General features: G+C 71.1%; 16 protein-coding genes and 1 pseudogene. 11 read left to right on the forward strand and 6 right to left on the reverse strand.

Annotated features, from left to right (window positions below; genetic code table 11):
* Positions 1–83 precede the first annotated feature (83 nt).
* From ACTT8P_RS26710 to ACTT8P_RS26745, 8 genes and pseudogenes are all read left to right on the forward strand, one after another.
* Positions 84–1,310, forward strand: a complete 1,227-nt coding sequence (locus ACTT8P_RS26710; protein ID WP_442834306.1) for a L,D-transpeptidase — start codon at positions 84–86, stop codon at positions 1,308–1,310.
* A 141-nt stretch (positions 1,311–1,451) separates the two neighbouring features.
* A complete protein-coding gene (locus ACTT8P_RS26715; RefSeq protein WP_442834307.1) occupies positions 1,452–2,696 on the forward strand; it encodes a L,D-transpeptidase in 1,245 nt (414 codons plus the stop codon).
* A gap of 39 nt (positions 2,697–2,735) precedes the next feature.
* Positions 2,736–3,503 (forward strand): enoyl-CoA hydratase/isomerase family protein, encoded by a 768-nt coding sequence (locus tag ACTT8P_RS26720; RefSeq protein WP_442834308.1) that lies wholly within the window; start codon positions 2,736–2,738, stop codon positions 3,501–3,503.
* Positions 3,504–3,765: 262 nt separating this feature from the next.
* Positions 3,766–4,269, forward strand: coding sequence for an ATP-binding protein (locus ACTT8P_RS26725; RefSeq protein WP_442834309.1), 504 nt, complete (start codon positions 3,766–3,768; stop codon positions 4,267–4,269).
* 96 nt (positions 4,270–4,365) lie between these two features.
* Positions 4,366–4,983 carry an ADP-ribosyltransferase gene (locus tag ACTT8P_RS26730; RefSeq protein ID WP_442834310.1) on the forward strand — a complete coding sequence of 206 codons (618 nt, stop codon included), beginning with the start codon at positions 4,366–4,368 and terminating at the stop codon, positions 4,981–4,983.
* Positions 4,984–5,065: 82 nt separating this feature from the next.
* Positions 5,066–5,278 carry an EF-hand domain-containing protein gene (locus tag ACTT8P_RS26735; protein WP_442834318.1) on the forward strand — a complete coding sequence of 71 codons (213 nt, stop codon included), beginning with the start codon at positions 5,066–5,068 and terminating at the stop codon, positions 5,276–5,278.
* Between the two features lie 49 nt (positions 5,279–5,327).
* Complete coding sequence (locus tag ACTT8P_RS26740) at positions 5,328–5,663, forward strand: FCD domain-containing protein (RefSeq protein ID WP_442834311.1); 336 nt, start codon at positions 5,328–5,330, stop codon at positions 5,661–5,663.
* Positions 5,664–5,727: 64 nt separating this feature from the next.
* Positions 5,728–6,414 (forward strand): annotated as a pseudogene (locus ACTT8P_RS26745) (NADPH-dependent F420 reductase); the annotation flags it as partial.
* 18 nt (positions 6,415–6,432) lie between these two features.
* Here the strand turns inward: ACTT8P_RS26745 and ACTT8P_RS26750 are convergent.
* The 3 genes from ACTT8P_RS26750 to ACTT8P_RS26760 all read right to left on the reverse strand — a co-directional run bounded on the left by ACTT8P_RS26750 (position 6,433) and on the right by ACTT8P_RS26760 (position 9,590).
* The gene (locus tag ACTT8P_RS26750) at positions 6,433–6,990 is read right to left on the reverse strand and encodes a GH25 family lysozyme (protein ID WP_442834312.1); all 558 of its coding nucleotides are present in this window, start codon (positions 6,988–6,990) and stop codon (positions 6,433–6,435) included.
* A 131-nt stretch (positions 6,991–7,121) separates the two neighbouring features.
* Positions 7,122–8,576: an MFS transporter gene (locus ACTT8P_RS26755; RefSeq protein WP_442834313.1), complete on the reverse strand. Its 1,455-nt coding sequence runs from the start codon at positions 8,574–8,576 to the stop codon at positions 7,122–7,124.
* Between the two features lie 132 nt (positions 8,577–8,708).
* Complete coding sequence (locus ACTT8P_RS26760; RefSeq protein WP_442834314.1) at positions 8,709–9,590, reverse strand: SDR family oxidoreductase; 882 nt, start codon at positions 9,588–9,590, stop codon at positions 8,709–8,711.
* 102 nt (positions 9,591–9,692) lie between these two features.
* On the opposite strand from ACTT8P_RS26760, the gene ACTT8P_RS26765 reads away from it, so the two are divergent.
* Positions 9,693–10,271 (forward strand): TetR/AcrR family transcriptional regulator, encoded by a 579-nt coding sequence (locus ACTT8P_RS26765; RefSeq protein ID WP_442834315.1) that lies wholly within the window; start codon positions 9,693–9,695, stop codon positions 10,269–10,271.
* 95 nt (positions 10,272–10,366) lie between these two features.
* Here ACTT8P_RS26765 and ACTT8P_RS26770 read toward each other — a convergent pair whose 3' ends face one another.
* Complete coding sequence (locus ACTT8P_RS26770) at positions 10,367–10,645, reverse strand: hypothetical protein (protein ID WP_442834321.1); 279 nt, start codon at positions 10,643–10,645, stop codon at positions 10,367–10,369.
* On the opposite strand from ACTT8P_RS26770, the gene ACTT8P_RS26775 reads away from it, so the two are divergent.
* Positions 10,626–10,991 carry a hypothetical protein gene (locus ACTT8P_RS26775; RefSeq protein ID WP_442834319.1) on the forward strand — a complete coding sequence of 122 codons (366 nt, stop codon included), beginning with the start codon at positions 10,626–10,628 and terminating at the stop codon, positions 10,989–10,991. The genes ACTT8P_RS26770 and ACTT8P_RS26775 overlap by 20 nt on opposite strands.
* Before the next feature lie 33 nt (positions 10,992–11,024).
* Positions 11,025–11,327: a DUF2399 domain-containing protein gene (locus ACTT8P_RS26780; protein WP_442834320.1), complete on the forward strand. Its 303-nt coding sequence runs from the start codon at positions 11,025–11,027 to the stop codon at positions 11,325–11,327.
* 72 nt (positions 11,328–11,399) lie between these two features.
* Here the strand turns inward: ACTT8P_RS26780 and ACTT8P_RS26785 are convergent, their stop codons facing one another.
* On the reverse strand, positions 11,400–11,951 hold the full coding sequence (locus ACTT8P_RS26785) for a Uma2 family endonuclease (RefSeq protein WP_442834316.1): 552 nt from the start codon (positions 11,949–11,951) through the stop codon (positions 11,400–11,402).
* 578 nt (positions 11,952–12,529) lie between these two features.
* Entirely contained in the window at positions 12,530–13,897 is a 1,368-nt protein-coding gene (locus tag ACTT8P_RS26790; protein WP_442834317.1) for an L-serine ammonia-lyase, read from the reverse strand.
* Between the last annotated feature and the right edge of the window lie 74 nt (positions 13,898–13,971).

A 13,971-nucleotide genomic window follows, 5' to 3' on the forward strand; every position in this document is an offset into this window, starting at 1 on the left:
CGCGTCGTCCTCCTCCCTAGTTCTGCCCAGAGCGCGGCTCGCACTCACGTTTCCCCAGGGCGGACCGGTCGTTACGGGTGGATGTGAACCACGTACACGGGCGCGCACGGCGCGCGGGGGCCGCGCTGGCCGCCGTACTGACATGGGCAGGACTGCTGGCCGGAGCGGCCGGCTGCACCTCGGGGGGCGCCGGGCTCGGCGGGGTGTTCGGCAAGCCGGGAGCCCCCGGCGAGGGCATCGGCATCGTCCCGGACGACGGCGACAAGGGGGTGCGGCCCGGCCGGAAGCTGTCGGTCCGGGTGCCGCAAGGGCGGCTGGAGTCGGTCCGGGTGGTCAAGTCGCAGGACGCGCGGGACACCCCGGTGCCCGGCCGGATCTCCGCCGACGGACGGCGCTGGGAGCCCGACGACCGGCGCCTGGCGCTCGCCGCCAAGTACACCGTCGACGCCGTCGCCGTCGACGAGGACGGCCGCCGCTCGGCGCGGCACGCGAGTTTCACGACGTACGTCCCCGAGGAGCGGTTCATCGGCTACGTCGCCCCCGAGAACCGGTCGACGGTCGGCACCGGCATGATCGTCTCCCTGGAGTTCAACCGGGAGATCACCGACCGGGCCGCCGTCGAGCGGGCCGTGCGGGTGAGCGCCGAACCGGCCGTGGAGATCCGCCCGCACTGGTTCGGCGCCGACCGCCTCGACTTCCGCCCCCGGCACTACTGGCGGCCCGGCACCGAGGTCACCGTCGACCTGAGGCTGCGCGACGTGGAGGGCGCGCCCGGGGTGTACGGGCTCCAGCACAAGAAGGTCGCCTTCACCGTCGGCCGCAGCCAGGTCTCGGTGGTCGACGCGGCCCGCAAGACCATGAAGGTGTGGCGCGACGGCGAACTCCTCACCACCGTGCCCGTCACCGCGGGCGCCGCGGGGACCACCACGTACAACGGCAAGATGGTGGTCGCCGAGATGCTCGACGTGACCCGGATGGACGGCCGCACGGTCGGCTTCGGCGGCGAGTACGACATCCCGGACGTCCCGCATGCCATGCGGCTGACCGCCTCCGGCACCTTCCTGCACGGCAACTACTGGGCGCCGCGGGAGGTGTTCGGCAAGACCAACGTCAGCCACGGCTGCGTCGGCCTGCGCGATGTCAGGGGCGGCGGGGCGGACACCCCGGCGGGCTGGTTCTACGACCGCAGTCTGGTCGGTGACGTGGTCGAGGTCAGACACAGCAAGGACCGCACCGTCGCCCCCGACAACGGGCTCGGCGGCTGGAACATGAGCTGGCGGCGGTGGCGGGAGGGAAGCGCGGTGCGGTGATCCACCGCCCGGGGCGAACTCGGTACACAACAGTGACAAACGACCCCTCCAAACCCTTGCTGGCCTGCGGTTACGATGCGCCGGTGCGCGCAGGCGCACTTGGGGTGCGGGCCGGACCGGGCCCGGCGAGGGGAGAACAACTTGAACGTGCGTCCGATATCGGGGGCTTCGGCACGGGGACGCGGCGGCCGGAAGTTTTCGGCGCTGGCCGTCGGGGCGCTGCTGCTGGCGGTCACCGCGTGCGGCGGAGGGGGATCGGACTCGGGGTCCGGGGACGGGAACGGGAACGGGAAGGGGAAGGGCTCGGACACCGCGCGGAGCACGCAGTCCGAGGCCGTCGTCAGCATCGCCCCGGCCAACGGGGCCAAGTCCGTCGACACCAGCGGCGACCTGAAGGTCGCGGTCGCCAAGGGCAAGCTCACCGAGGTGGTGGTGAAGGACTCCGACGGGGAGAAGGTCGACGGGAAGATAGCCGGGGACGGCGCCACCTGGACGCCGTCCTCGCACCTGGCCGCCGCGACCGCCTACACGGTGCACGCGGTCGCCGAGGACTCCGCGGGCCGCACCGCCGCCGAGGACTCCCGCTTCACCACCCTGACACCGAAGAACACCTTCATCGGCACCTTCACCCCCGAGGACGGCTCCAAGGTCGGCGTCGGCATGCCGTTCTCGATCCGCTTCACCCGGGGCATCACCCACCCCGAGGACGTCGAGCAGGCCATCAGCATCAAGACCGAGCCGGCCGTCGACGTGGAGGGCCACTGGTTCGGCAACGACCGCCTCGACTTCCGCCCGGAGAAGTACTGGAAGGCCGGCACCAAGGTCACCGTCGACCTCGATCTGGACGGCGTCGAGGGCCGCGACGGCGTCTACGGCGAGCAGGCCAAGAAGGTCTCCTTCACCATCGGCCGCAGCCAGGTCTCGGTCGTCGACGCCAAGAAGCTCACCATGAAGGTGCGGCGCGACGGCGAGACCATCAAGACGATCCCGGTCACCACCGGCGCCCCGGGCTACGAGACCTGGAACGGCCAGATGGTCATCAGCGAGAAGCTCTCGGTGACCCGGATGAACGGCGAGACGGTCGGCTACGGCGGCGAGTACGACATCAAGGACGTCCCGCACGCCATGCGGCTGACCACCTCCGGCACCTTCATCCACGGCAACTACTGGGGCGGCGACGCCTTCGGCAACCGCAACGCCAGCCACGGCTGCGTCGGGCTGCGCGACACCCAGGGCGGCTGGGACGGGGACGCGCCGGGCGCCTGGTTCTTCGCGAACTCGATGATCGGCGACGTGGTCGTGGTCAAGAACTCCGACGACGCGACCGTCGCCCCGGACAACGGGTACAACGGCTGGAACATGTCCTGGGACAAGTGGACGGCGTGAGCCTTATCCAAGCCGGTTAGTCCCCGTTAACCTGCGGGCATGACCGTACATCTCGAAGTCGCCGAGGGCGTCGGCACGCTGCGTCTGGACCGCCCGCCGATGAACGCGCTGGACACCGCCACCCAGGACCGGCTGAAGGAACTCGCCGAGGAGGCCACGGCCCGCGCGGACGTGCGCGCCGTGGTCCTCTACGGCGGCGAGAAGGTGTTCGCGGCGGGCGCGGACATCAAGGAGATGCAGGCGATGGACCACGCGGCGATGGTGCTGCGGGCCCGGGCCCTGCAGGACTCCTTCACCGCCGTCGCCCGCATCCCCAAGCCGGTGGTCGCCGCCGTCACCGGGTACGCGCTCGGTGGCGGCTGCGAACTCGCGCTGTGCGCCGACTACCGCATCGCCGCCGACAACGCCAAGCTCGGCCAGCCGGAGATCCTGCTCGGCCTGATCCCGGGGGCCGGCGGCACCCAGCGGCTGGCCCGGCTGATCGGCCCGTCCCGGGCCAAGGACCTGATCTTCACCGGCCGCCAGGTCAAGGCCGCCGAGGCGCTGAATCTGGGCCTGGTGGACCGGGTGGTCCCGGCCGCCGAGGTCTACGAACAGGCGCACGCCTGGGCGGCCCGGCTGGCCCGGGGCCCCGCCATCGCGCTGCGCGCGGCGAAGGAGGCGGTCGACACCGGTCTGGAGACCGACCTCGACACCGGTCTCGCGGTCGAACGGAACTGGTTCGCGGGCCTGTTCGCCACCGAGGACCGCGAGCGCGGGATGCGCAGCTTCGTCGAGGAGGGACCCGGCAAGGCGAAGTTCATCTGAACGGCGCGCTGTTGACGCGGTGTAGCGGCCGGGTCCCTCGTTGGAGCGGTTTATGGAGGGCTTGAAGCAGCCTTAAGCCGGTCGGGGGACCGGGGGCCGTCGCACCGCACTGCTCGAATGGTCTCCCCAGCTCACACGATGTTTTTCGATTTTTACCATGCATCCGGCATATGCCAGAAGCCACTCATCGGTGCCGCCCGGGTCCCTGGCGTATTCCCCCGGAACGGCCCCGGAAGGTGCCGCGGGCGGCCATGATGGGGGCATGGCGGGGCTGGAGGACACGGGGCAGCCACGGGGAGCCGGACGTGCGACCGCTGCGCGCTGGTCGCCGGCGGTCGAGGACGAACACGCGCTGAAGGCGATCGAGTTGTTCGGCGATCCCACGGAGGGCGAGGTTCCGCTGCCCTCCCGCCCGGAGTCCGCCGCCACCGCCCGCCGGCTCGCCCAGGTCGTCGTCCTGCGCCAGTGGCAACTGAGCCCCAAACTCGCCGAGGACGCCGTCCTCCTCGTCTCCGAGCTGGTCGGCAACGCCGTACGGCACACCGGCGCCCGCGTCTTCGGCCTGCGCATGCGGCGCCGGCCCGGCTGGGTCCGGGTCGAGGTCCGCGACCCGTCCCGGGGGCTGCCCTGTCTGATGCCGATCCAGCCGCTGGACCTCAGCGGCCGCGGCCTCTTCCTCGTCGACAAGCTGTCCGACCGCTGGGGCGTCGATCTGCTGCCGCGCGGCAAGACGACCTGGTTCGAGATGCGCGTGGTGGACCGCTAGCACCATCTCGGCGCCGCCCGCGGGGAGTTCAGCGGACACGCCACCCACGGGTGACATTCCGCGCGGTGCCTGTTCCGGCCGGTGATCCTGCTTCCCATGATCATCACTCGTCTGCGGCGCCGCACCGCCGCCGCCGTCCTCTCCCTCGCCGCCGTCCTCGCCACGTCGGCCGCCACCCCGCCGCAGGCCGCCCCCGCCGCGGCCCCGGCCGCCGCCCAGGCCGCCGCGCCGTCCTGCCCGGTCTTCGACGACAAGCTCAAGGCCGCCGCCGACCGCCGCGCCGACCTCGACCGCATCACCCCCGACCCGGCCTGGCGCACCACCTGCGGCACCCTCTACCGCAGCGACGGCCGCGGCCCCGACGTGATCTTCGAGGACGGCTTCCAGCCCAGGGACGTGGTGGACGGCCAGTACGACATCGAGCAGTACGTCCTGGTCAACCAGCCCTCCCCGTACGTGTCGACCTCCTACGACCACGACCTGTACAAGACCTGGTACAAGTCCGGCTGGAACTACTACGTCGACGCCCCCGGCGGCATCGACGTGAACAAGACCATCGGCGACACCCACCGCTGGGCCGCCCAGGTCGAGGTCGCCTTCCCCGGCGGCGTCGACCGCAGGTACGTCATCGGGGTCTGCCCGGTCGACAAGCGGACCAAGACCGAGATCATGGACGAGTGCCGGAGCAACCCGCACTACCAGCCCTGGCACTGACCCCCACGCGTCGGAACGTTAATCTGACCTGCGTCAGTACGACGGCCATGGCAGCACAGCGCACGAGATGAGGGGCGGATCGGTGGCGGACATCGAGGAAGCACGCAAGCAGTTCGACCGGATCGACGCGGACGGCGACGGGCACATCACCCCGGCCGAGTTCAAGACCGCGCTGGCCCAGGGCGGCGACTGGAACGTCACCGAGTCCGTCGCGGAGGCGATCATCAAGAGCCGTGACCTGAACGGCGACAAGCTGCTGTCGTTCGACGAGTTCTGGGCGTTCCTGAACAAGTGACGCGGGAGGGCGTCCGTACGGACGGACGCCCTTTCACGTCAGGGTCCGGATGACCGTCGAGGTGCACGCCGCCCGGCTCGCGGCCCGGCGCCGCACCGACGTCGACGTCACCGCCCCGCGCATGGCACTGGCCGGCCGCCGAAAAGCCGCGGCCGGGGACGACCCCGCCTTCCGCGCGGCCGCGGTCGCCGCCGCCCACAACCCCGTGCTCACCGACCTGTTCACCCAGTGCGTCCCGGTACCGCGGAACGGTCTGGTCGACCTGCTCGCCCTCACCGGCCCGCGCACGGATGAACCCGGGCACGGCGACGCCGCCCACGCGGCGGGCGCCGCCGAGATCCTGCGCGCGGAATTGACCGACCCGTTCGGACGTACCGAGGAATAGCCCGCCCACCGGTCCGGTTACGGATGCCGGACGGCGTACCGCACATCCACGACGTACTCACGACCCGGAAGGTCAGGCGAGCCGGACCATGAAGATCGGCATCATCGGCGCGGGCAACATCGGCGGCAACCTCACCCGGCGGCTCACCGCCCTCGGCCACGATGTCTCGGTCGCCAACTCGCGCGGCCCGCACACCCTCACCGCCCTCGCCGAGGAGACCGGCGCGACACCGGTCCGGGCCGAGGAGGCGGCCCGCGGCGCCGAGGTCGCGGTGGTCACGGTGCCGCTGAAGGCGGTCCCGGACCTGCCCGCCGACCTGTTCGACGCGGCGGCGGACGGCCTCGCGGTCATCGACACGGGCAACTACTACCCGCGGCTGCGCGACGGCCGGATCGCCGGTATCGAGGACGAGGGCCGCACCGAGAGCCGCTGGACCGAACAGCACCTCGGCCACCCCGTCATCAAGGCGTTCAACGGCACCTACGCCCAGGACATCCTGGACCGCCCCCGCCCGGCCGGCGACCCCGGCCGCATCGCCCTCCCGGTGGCCGGCGACGACCCGGCGGCCAAGGCGAAGGTCCGGGCCCTGATCGAGGAACTCGGCTTTGACACGGTCGACGCGGGCGGCATCGACGACTCCTGGCGCCAGCAGCCGGGCACCCCGGTGTACGGGCTGCGCGGGGGCGTGGACGCGGTCAGGAAGGCGCTGGCGGAGGCGTCCGAGGAGCGGCCGGCGGAGTTCCGGGGCTGACCCCCGGGGACGGACGGCTCAGGCGCCGTCCGCCCACTTCTTCAGCGCCGCCTTGCTCTCGAAGTCGGCCACGTTCTTGTCCAGCGGCTCGGCCGTGTACTGGTGGATGCGCCACTTGGCCTTGATGCGGGGCTTGCCCTCCGATACGTAGTCGGCGATCCAGAGGGCGTCGCCGGCGTAGGACGTGTCGTCGACCGTCAGCCAGAAATTGCGATTGCAATACAAAATGACCCTGCGGTCCGGGCGGAGTTCCTTCACCTTCTTGATGAAGCGGTCCTTCTCGGCGTTGCTCGCGTGATTGCCGTCGCCGGTGGACTCCCAGTCGACGGCGAGGATGTCGCCGGCTCTGTCGGGGGTCTTGGCGACGAAGTGCTCGGCCTGGGCGGTGAGGTTGCCCGGCCACAGGAAGTGGTAGAAGCCGACGACGAGCCCGGCGTCGCGGCCCCGTTTGGTCTGGGCCGACAGCTTGGGGTTGGTGTACGAACGGCCCTCCGTCGCCTTGATGAAGACGAAGGAGAGGCCGTCGGTGTCGTAGGTGTCGGACTGGTAGGCGCTCACGTCGATGCCGCGCAGCATGGGGACTCCCTCGGGTGCCTTGTGCGGTCCAAGTGCGGTGGGGCCGGGAGTTGTTGTTATGCCCTGGATCGACAGCCGTACGCCGGGCGTGCGGAGGCTCGGCTTCCGGTGGTGGTGAACGCCGGTGGACGTCAGGGGGCAGGGGAGGCCGCGGGGGCGTGCGGGCCGGCGGTGGGCGCGGGGGACTCGGCCCCGTCCGCGTCGTTGGCGTCGTCCGTCTCGTCCGCCTCGTCGAGGGAGACGTGCTTGGTCTCCTTGCTGAGCAGTAGCGCGATGAGGGTCAGTACGGCCATCGCGGACAGGTAGACGCCGACCAGCCACGGCGAGCCGTCCCCGGCCTCCCACAGCGCCACCGCGATGAACGGGGCGACGGCCGCGCCCAGGATCGAACTGACGTTGTACGAGATGCCGGAGCCGGTGTAGCGCACGCTGGTCGGGAAGAGTTCCGGCAGCAGCGCGCCCATCGGGCCGAAGGTCATGCCCATCAGGGTGAAGCCGAGGACCAGCCACAGCACGACGCCGAGGGTGCCGAGGCCGATCAGCGGGACCCAGACCAGACCGAAGACGACGATCGCGGCGGTGATCCAGATCAGGGTGGCGCGGCGGCCGTACTTGTCGGCGAGCGGGCCGGAGACCAGGGTGAACACGGCGAAGAACAGCACACCGAAGATCATCATCAGTACGAAGGTGGTGTAGCTGTAGCCGAGGCCCGGCACGGCGGCGTCCTTCGCGGTGCGGCCGTAGCTCAGCGAGAACGTGGTCATCAGGTAGAAGAGCACGTAGGTCGCCAGCATGATGAAGGTGCCCAGGATCAGCTGCTTCCAGTGGCCCTGGACGACGGTGGCCAGCGGCAGCTTGCGGACCTTGCCGGACTCCCGGGTCCTGGCGAACACCGCCGACTCGACCAGCCGGGAGCGCACCCACAGGCCGATCGCGACCATCACCGCGGAGAACAGGAACGGGATGCGCCAGCCCCAGTTCGCGAACGCCTCGGAGGGCTGGGTCGGGTCGGCGCCCGCCGAGGACGGCAGCACCGCCCCGATGATCAGGAACAGGCCGTTGCCGATGATGAAGCCGAGCGGGGCGCCGAGCTGCGGGAAGGTGCCGTACAGGGCGCGCTTGCCCTTGGGCGCGTTCTCGGTGGCGACCAGCGCGGCGCCGCTCCACTCGCCGCCGAGCGCGAAGCCCTGGGCCAGCCGCATCAGCACGAGCAGCGCGGTGGCCACCCAGCCGACCTGCGCGTACGTGGGCAGCACACCGATCAGGAAGGTGGCGACGCCCATCGTGAGCAGCGAGACCACCAGCGTCTTCTTGCGGCCGAGCCGGTCCCCGAGGTGCCCGAAGAAGACGGCACCGATCGGCCGGGCGACCATCGCGGCGCCGAACACCGCGAAGGAGGACAGCAGCGCCGTGGTCGGGTCGCTGCTCGGGAAGAAGAGCTTGGGGAAGACCAGGACCGCGGCGGTCGCGTAGATGTAGAAGTCGTAGAACTCGATCGTCGTGCCCATGAGGCTGGCGATCAGAACGCGAGAGCGCGGGTTGACGGGGGTGGGCGTGGGGGCCGGGCCGGTGGCTGGTGCGGGCATCTCTGGGTCTTTCACGTGCGAAAGGTGGGGGCACCGCAACGATCTCAGGCGTCTTATGTTCTGGAAAGCCGATATCAGAATGTAAGACGGGAGGTGTCTGGCACCGGCCACCGGATCCGGCCGGCGGAAGGATCAGGGCCGGAGGTTCTCCAGGTCCGCCAGCAGGCTCGGGTGGGTCGGCCGCCAGCCGAGGGCCTCGCGGGTGTGGGCGGCGGAGGCCGGCTGGTCCGCGGCGAAGATCGGGCCGAACGGGCCGAAGGCATCCTCCGGCACCTGCTCGACCGGCAGGCCCAGCCGCCGCCCGATCACCGTCGCGATGTCCCGCACCGCGTCGCCCTCGTCGGCCACCGCGTGCCAGGCCGTCCCGGCCGGCGCCGATTCCAGGACCAGCCGGAACAGGACCGCCGCGTCCAGCGCGTGCACGGCCGGCCAGCGCTGGGTGCCGTCGCCCGGGTAACCGGCCACCCCGGTACGGCGGGCCTGGTCGGCGAGCAGGCCGGCGAAGCCGCCCCGGCCCTCGTTGTGCACCGTGCGAGGCATCCGTACGGCCATGCTCCGCAGCCCGTCGGCGGCCCGGTCCAGCAGTGCGGTGACCGACCGGCCGCGGCCCCCCACCGGCCCGTCGACCGGCGCCGGATCGGCCTCGGTGGCGGCCCGCCCCGGCACCCAGGGCGTGCCCGACACCGCGACGACGGGGCGGTCGCTGCCGATGAGTTCGTCGCTCAGCGCGGTGAGCGCGGCGCTCTCCTCGGCGATGCCCCGGGTGAGCGCGTCCGGGCTGGCGTAGTCGCGGCCGAAGGCCAGGCTGATCACGCCGTCCGACTGCGCGGCGCCGGACCGCAGGACGTCGAGGTCCGCCAGTTCGCCGCGCAGCACCTTGGCGCCGGCCTCCTCCAGGGTTCGCGCGGAGCCGTCCGAGCGGGCCAGCGCGAGAACGGTGTGCCCGTTGCCGAGCAGTTCGGTGACGACGGCGGAGCCGATGGTGCCGGTGCCGCCGGTGACGAAGACATGCATGAGTACTCCTCGGAGGGACGGGAGACAGGTGATGGGACCTTTGTCCCGTCACTGACCCTACACCTGTGACGGGACAGAAGTCCCCTCACCTATCCTGGGCGCATGGCTAGATGGCAACCCGGAGCGACCCAGCGACTCGTCGTCGCGGCCGTCGACCTCTTCACCGAGCAGGGGTACGACGCCACCACCGTGGCGCAGATCGCCGAGCGCGCCGGCGTCACCAAGAGCACCTTCTTCCGGCACTTCTCCGACAAGCGCGAGCTGCTGGTGGCCGGCCAGGAGACGCTCAGCCGGCTGCTGGCCGACGGCATAGCCGAGGCGCCCGCGAGCGCCGGCCCGCTCCAGGCGGTGGCGGCCGGCCTGGAGCGCGCGTCGAGCGTGATGGGGCCGGCCAACCGGGAAATCGGCCCCCGGCTGAAGGCGGCCATCGCGGCCAGCACCGAACTCCAGGAGCGCGACGCCCTCAAGAGCGTCGGTCTGGCGGCCGCGATGACGACGGCGCTGGTCGCCCGGGGCGTGCCCGACCCGGTCGCACACCTGGCGGGCGAGCTGGGCGTCCTCGCCTTCAAGCGGGGCTACGCCCAGTGGTCCGAGAGCGACCGCGACGACACGGAGGAATTCGCACCGTACGCGCTGGCGGCCCTGGAGGACCTGCGGCGGGCGAGCGCGGCGCTGGGCTGAGCGGCGGCGGCGCGAAGGCGCGCGACCAGGGGCGTGAACGGACCCACCAGGCCCTCAACGCCCATCAGCATCCCTCAGCGCCCTATCAGCGCCCCTCAGCACCCGATGATGTTCACCGCCAGCCCGCTCCGCGCCGTCTCCTTGTACAACGCCCGAAGGGCTGCGGAGACGGACACCAACATCGACACGTCTGCGGGCTCCAGCCGTTCGAGACGCGCGCCGTTCAGGAAGGCCTCCCGCCGAAGGTAGTCGGCCCACTCCAACGTGGCCGCTTCCTCGGACGAGTCGAGCCGCGGCCGGTACAGCGCGACCGACCGGATTCCCGGACACGCGGTCGGTGCCCTGCCGCTTCCGGTGCTCGCCGAGTGGGCCACCGGCGACACCAAGGCCCTGGTGGCCGGCACCCCGCTCGAGCAGCTCGTCCTGCGTGCCCTCGCCCGGCGCACGGGCGACAGCGCGGTCGTACCGCGCGACCGGGCCGTGCGGCGTGCTGTGGGAGAGCGCCGGGGCCATCGCGGACGACCTCGCCGGCCAGGTACTCGTCCTCAACATCGGCGCCGAAATGACACGGTGGTCTGCGACTGGCTGCGCGACGCCGCCGACTTCGGCATCCCCTGCCGGGCTCAACCTCCACCAGCTCGCCACCGGCCCCGTCGTCCCCGCCGCCCGTACCGTCTTCGTCTGCGAGAACCCGGCCGTACTGCGTGCCGCCGCCGGTGAGCTCCAGGGAACGGAGGGCGTCCCGTTCGCCGCCTGCCACAAGCTGCTCGGCGACGCCGTGGGCGCGGGAGCCTGGTGCACTGGCGCGCCGACTTCGACTGGGTCAGCCTGCGTATCACCACGGACGCCGTGGCCCTCCACGCTGCCCACCTCTGGCGGATGACCGCCACCGACTACAGGACGGCACTCGGCAAGGGCGAGTCCACGCCGCTCGCGGGACCCCCTGTGGCCAGCCCTTGGGATCCCGCGCCGACCCTCGTGGTGGAGGAATCGGGCAGCGCGGTCATGGAGGAACGCCTCCTGTCCGTACTCCTGTCCGACGTCACCGGTGCCTGACTTGGGTGGGGAACCGCTCAGCGGTGATGTCGACGATCACGTCCTCGCCGAGCGGCTGCCGGGCGTGTCTTCTCAGCGGGTGCCGGTCTCCGGGTCCGGCAGGGGAAGTTCGTCGAGATCGAGGGTGAAGGTGCGGCCGTCGGCGAGGGGGATGGGGAGTTTGCCCGTGCCGTACGCGCGTTTGAGGGCGCTGCTGTAGCCGCTTGCCGCAGGCTGGGTGTGCAGGACGACCTCCCGTGCGTAGGGGTCCACGACCAGGTAGACGGGGATGCCGTAACGGCCGTACTTCACGGTGCAGTCGTCGTAGTCCTTGCGCGCCGAGGAGGTCGAGACGACCTCGGAGATCAGCAGGACGTCCGCGAAGCTGTACCGCTTGCCCTCCTTGCGCGCGTCCTCGCGCAGGATGGCCAGGTCGGGGGCAGAGTTCTCGTCGGCCGGGAAGTCGATGTAGACGTCAGAGGTGACCTTCGCATGACGGCCGAGAGCGAGAGAGTCGATCTGCATCGACTTGATCGTGCTGGAGTGCTCTTCGCTCTGCGGGGTCATGATGATCTTTCCGTCGGCGCCGAAGAACACCACGTATCCTGCGGGGAACTCGGTGTGTGTGATCGCGTCGACACTCATGGACGGTGCTCCTTCCCGTGTGCCGTCATGATACGGCGGGCAGAGCCGTCCTATGGAGGCATCCGTGGCCTGTGCGCTCACCGCAGGGGGAAGCAGGAGGAGCCCGTCCGTCGTACGACTGGGTGTTGTGGGGCTGGGCGTGCGCTGGGCGCGTAAATGACTGGCGCACGCCGCCCACCAGGCACTGCATCCCGGGCATCAAGATCATGATCTACGGCTGAAGTGGTCGATGGCCTTGGTATTCGGTGGGCCGCCCGATCCGATAGGCCGCTCGGCGGCCGGACGCCTCTGGACGGGGCAGTACGGGGGCAACCTGCCGCAAGTGCTCTGATCAGGCACGACATCACTTGGCGGCACCACGCGGTATCCGGCAACACGAACGCTCACGGTCTCGTGACGCGTAGGTTTCCGCTACCCGACTCGCGCAGAGAGCGCACTCCGCACCCAGGAAGCTTTGCAGGGACATCCCAGGGAGTTTCACGTCTGTCCCAGGGAGGTTCCAGGGACTTCCCGCCGCGTAAGCAGGAAAGGCCCTGACAGCGCTGAAAGACACGAAAACGCTGGTCAGAGCCCTTTCTCTAGCACTCGATGATGTTCACCGCCAGCCCGCCCCGGGCCGTCTCCTTGTACTTGACCGACATGTCGGCGCCGGTCTCCTTCATGGTCTTGATGACCTTGTCCAGGGAGACCTTGTGCGAGCCGTCGCCGCGCATCGCCATCCGGGCCGCGGTGACCGCCTTCACCGCGGCCATGCCGTTGCGCTCGATGCACGGGATCTGGACCAGGCCGCCGACCGGGTCGCAGGTGAGGCCGAGGTTGTGCTCCATGCCGATCTCCGCGGCGTTCTCCACCTGCTCGGGGCTGCCGCCCAGCACCTCGGCCAGCGCGCCCGCCGCCATCGAGCAGGCCGAGCCGACCTCGCCCTGGCAGCCGACCTCGGCGCCGGAGATGGAGGCGTTCTCCTTGAACAGCATGCCGATCGCGCCGGCCGCCAGCAGGAAGCGGACCACGCCCTCCTCGTCGGCGCCGGGCACGAAGTCGAGGTAGTAGCGCAGGACGGCCGGGATGATGCCGGCGGCGCCGTTGGTGGGGGCGGTGACGACCCGGCCGCCGGCCGCGTTCTCCTCGTTCACGGCCATCGCGTAGAGGGTGATCCACTCCATCGAGAGGGCCAGCGGGTCGCCCTCGGAGCGCAGCTTGCGGGCGGTGTTCGCGGCGCGGCGGCGGACCTTCAGGCCGCCGGGCAGGATGCCCTCGCGGGACAGGCCGCGGGCCACGCACTCCCGCATCACCCGCCAGATCTCCAGCAGGCCGGCCCGGATCTCGTCCTCGGTGCGCCAGGCGCGCTCGTTCTCCAGCATCAGCGCGGAGATCGACAGGCCGGTCTCCCGGTTCAGCCGCAGCAGCTCGTCGCCGGTGCGGAAGGGGTACTTCAGCACCGTGTCGTCGAGCACGATGCGGTCCGCGCCGAGCGCGTCCTCGTCGACCACGAAGCCGCCGCCCACCGAGTAGTACGTCTTGGTGAGGAGTTCGGTGCCCTGGTCGTCGTAGGCCCACAGGGTCATGCCGTTGGCGTGGTAGGGGAGGGCCTTGCGGCGGTGCAGGACCAGGTCGTCGTCGTAGGAGAAGGGGATCTCGTGGCTGCCGAGGAGGCGGAGGCGGCCGTCCGCCCTGATCGCCGCGACCCGGTCGTCGGCCGTCTCCACGTCCACCGTGCGCGGGGAGTCGCCCTCCAGGCCGAGCAGCACCGCCTTGGGGGTGCCGTGGCCGTGGCCGGTGGCGCCCAGCGAGCCGTACAGCTCGGCGCGGACCGCGGCGACGGAGCCGAGGAGATCCTCGCCGCGCAGCCGGCGGGCGAAGATGCGGGCCGCGCGCATCGGGCCGACCGTGTGCGAACTCGACGGCCCGATGCCGACAGAGAACAGGTCGAAGACCGAGATGGCCACGGGGACTCCTCAGGGCAGGGGTGGTGCGGAGGGGGCGGGGGGGGGGGGGGGGGGGGGGGGGGGGGGGGGGGGGG

This window comes from Streptomyces sp. JW3 (genome assembly GCF_052216785.1).
In the GTDB taxonomy this organism is placed as follows: Bacteria; Actinomycetota; Actinomycetes; order Streptomycetales; family Streptomycetaceae; genus Streptomyces.

Coding starts and splice junctions, on each gene's coding strand:
- ACTT8P_RS26720 (WP_442834308.1), top strand. CDS start 2,736: ATGACCGTACATCTCGAAGTCGCCGAGGGCGTCGGCACGCTGCGTCTG.
- ACTT8P_RS26730 (WP_442834310.1), top strand. CDS start 4,366: ATGATCATCACTCGTCTGCGGCGCCGCACCGCCGCCGCCGTCCTCTCC.
- ACTT8P_RS26785 (WP_442834316.1), bottom strand. CDS start 11,951: ATGAGTGTCGACGCGATCACACACACCGAGTTCCCCGCAGGATACGTG.
- ACTT8P_RS26740 (WP_442834311.1), top strand. CDS start 5,328: ATGACCGTCGAGGTGCACGCCGCCCGGCTCGCGGCCCGGCGCCGCACC.
- ACTT8P_RS26725 (WP_442834309.1), top strand. CDS start 3,766: ATGGCGGGGCTGGAGGACACGGGGCAGCCACGGGGAGCCGGACGTGCG.
- ACTT8P_RS26755 (WP_442834313.1), bottom strand. CDS start 8,576: ATGCCCGCACCAGCCACCGGCCCGGCCCCCACGCCCACCCCCGTCAAC.
- ACTT8P_RS26750 (WP_442834312.1), bottom strand. CDS start 6,990: ATGCTGCGCGGCATCGACGTGAGCGCCTACCAGTCCGACACCTACGAC.
- ACTT8P_RS26760 (WP_442834314.1), bottom strand. CDS start 9,590: ATGCATGTCTTCGTCACCGGCGGCACCGGCACCATCGGCTCCGCCGTC.
- ACTT8P_RS26765 (WP_442834315.1), top strand. CDS start 9,693: ATGGCTAGATGGCAACCCGGAGCGACCCAGCGACTCGTCGTCGCGGCC.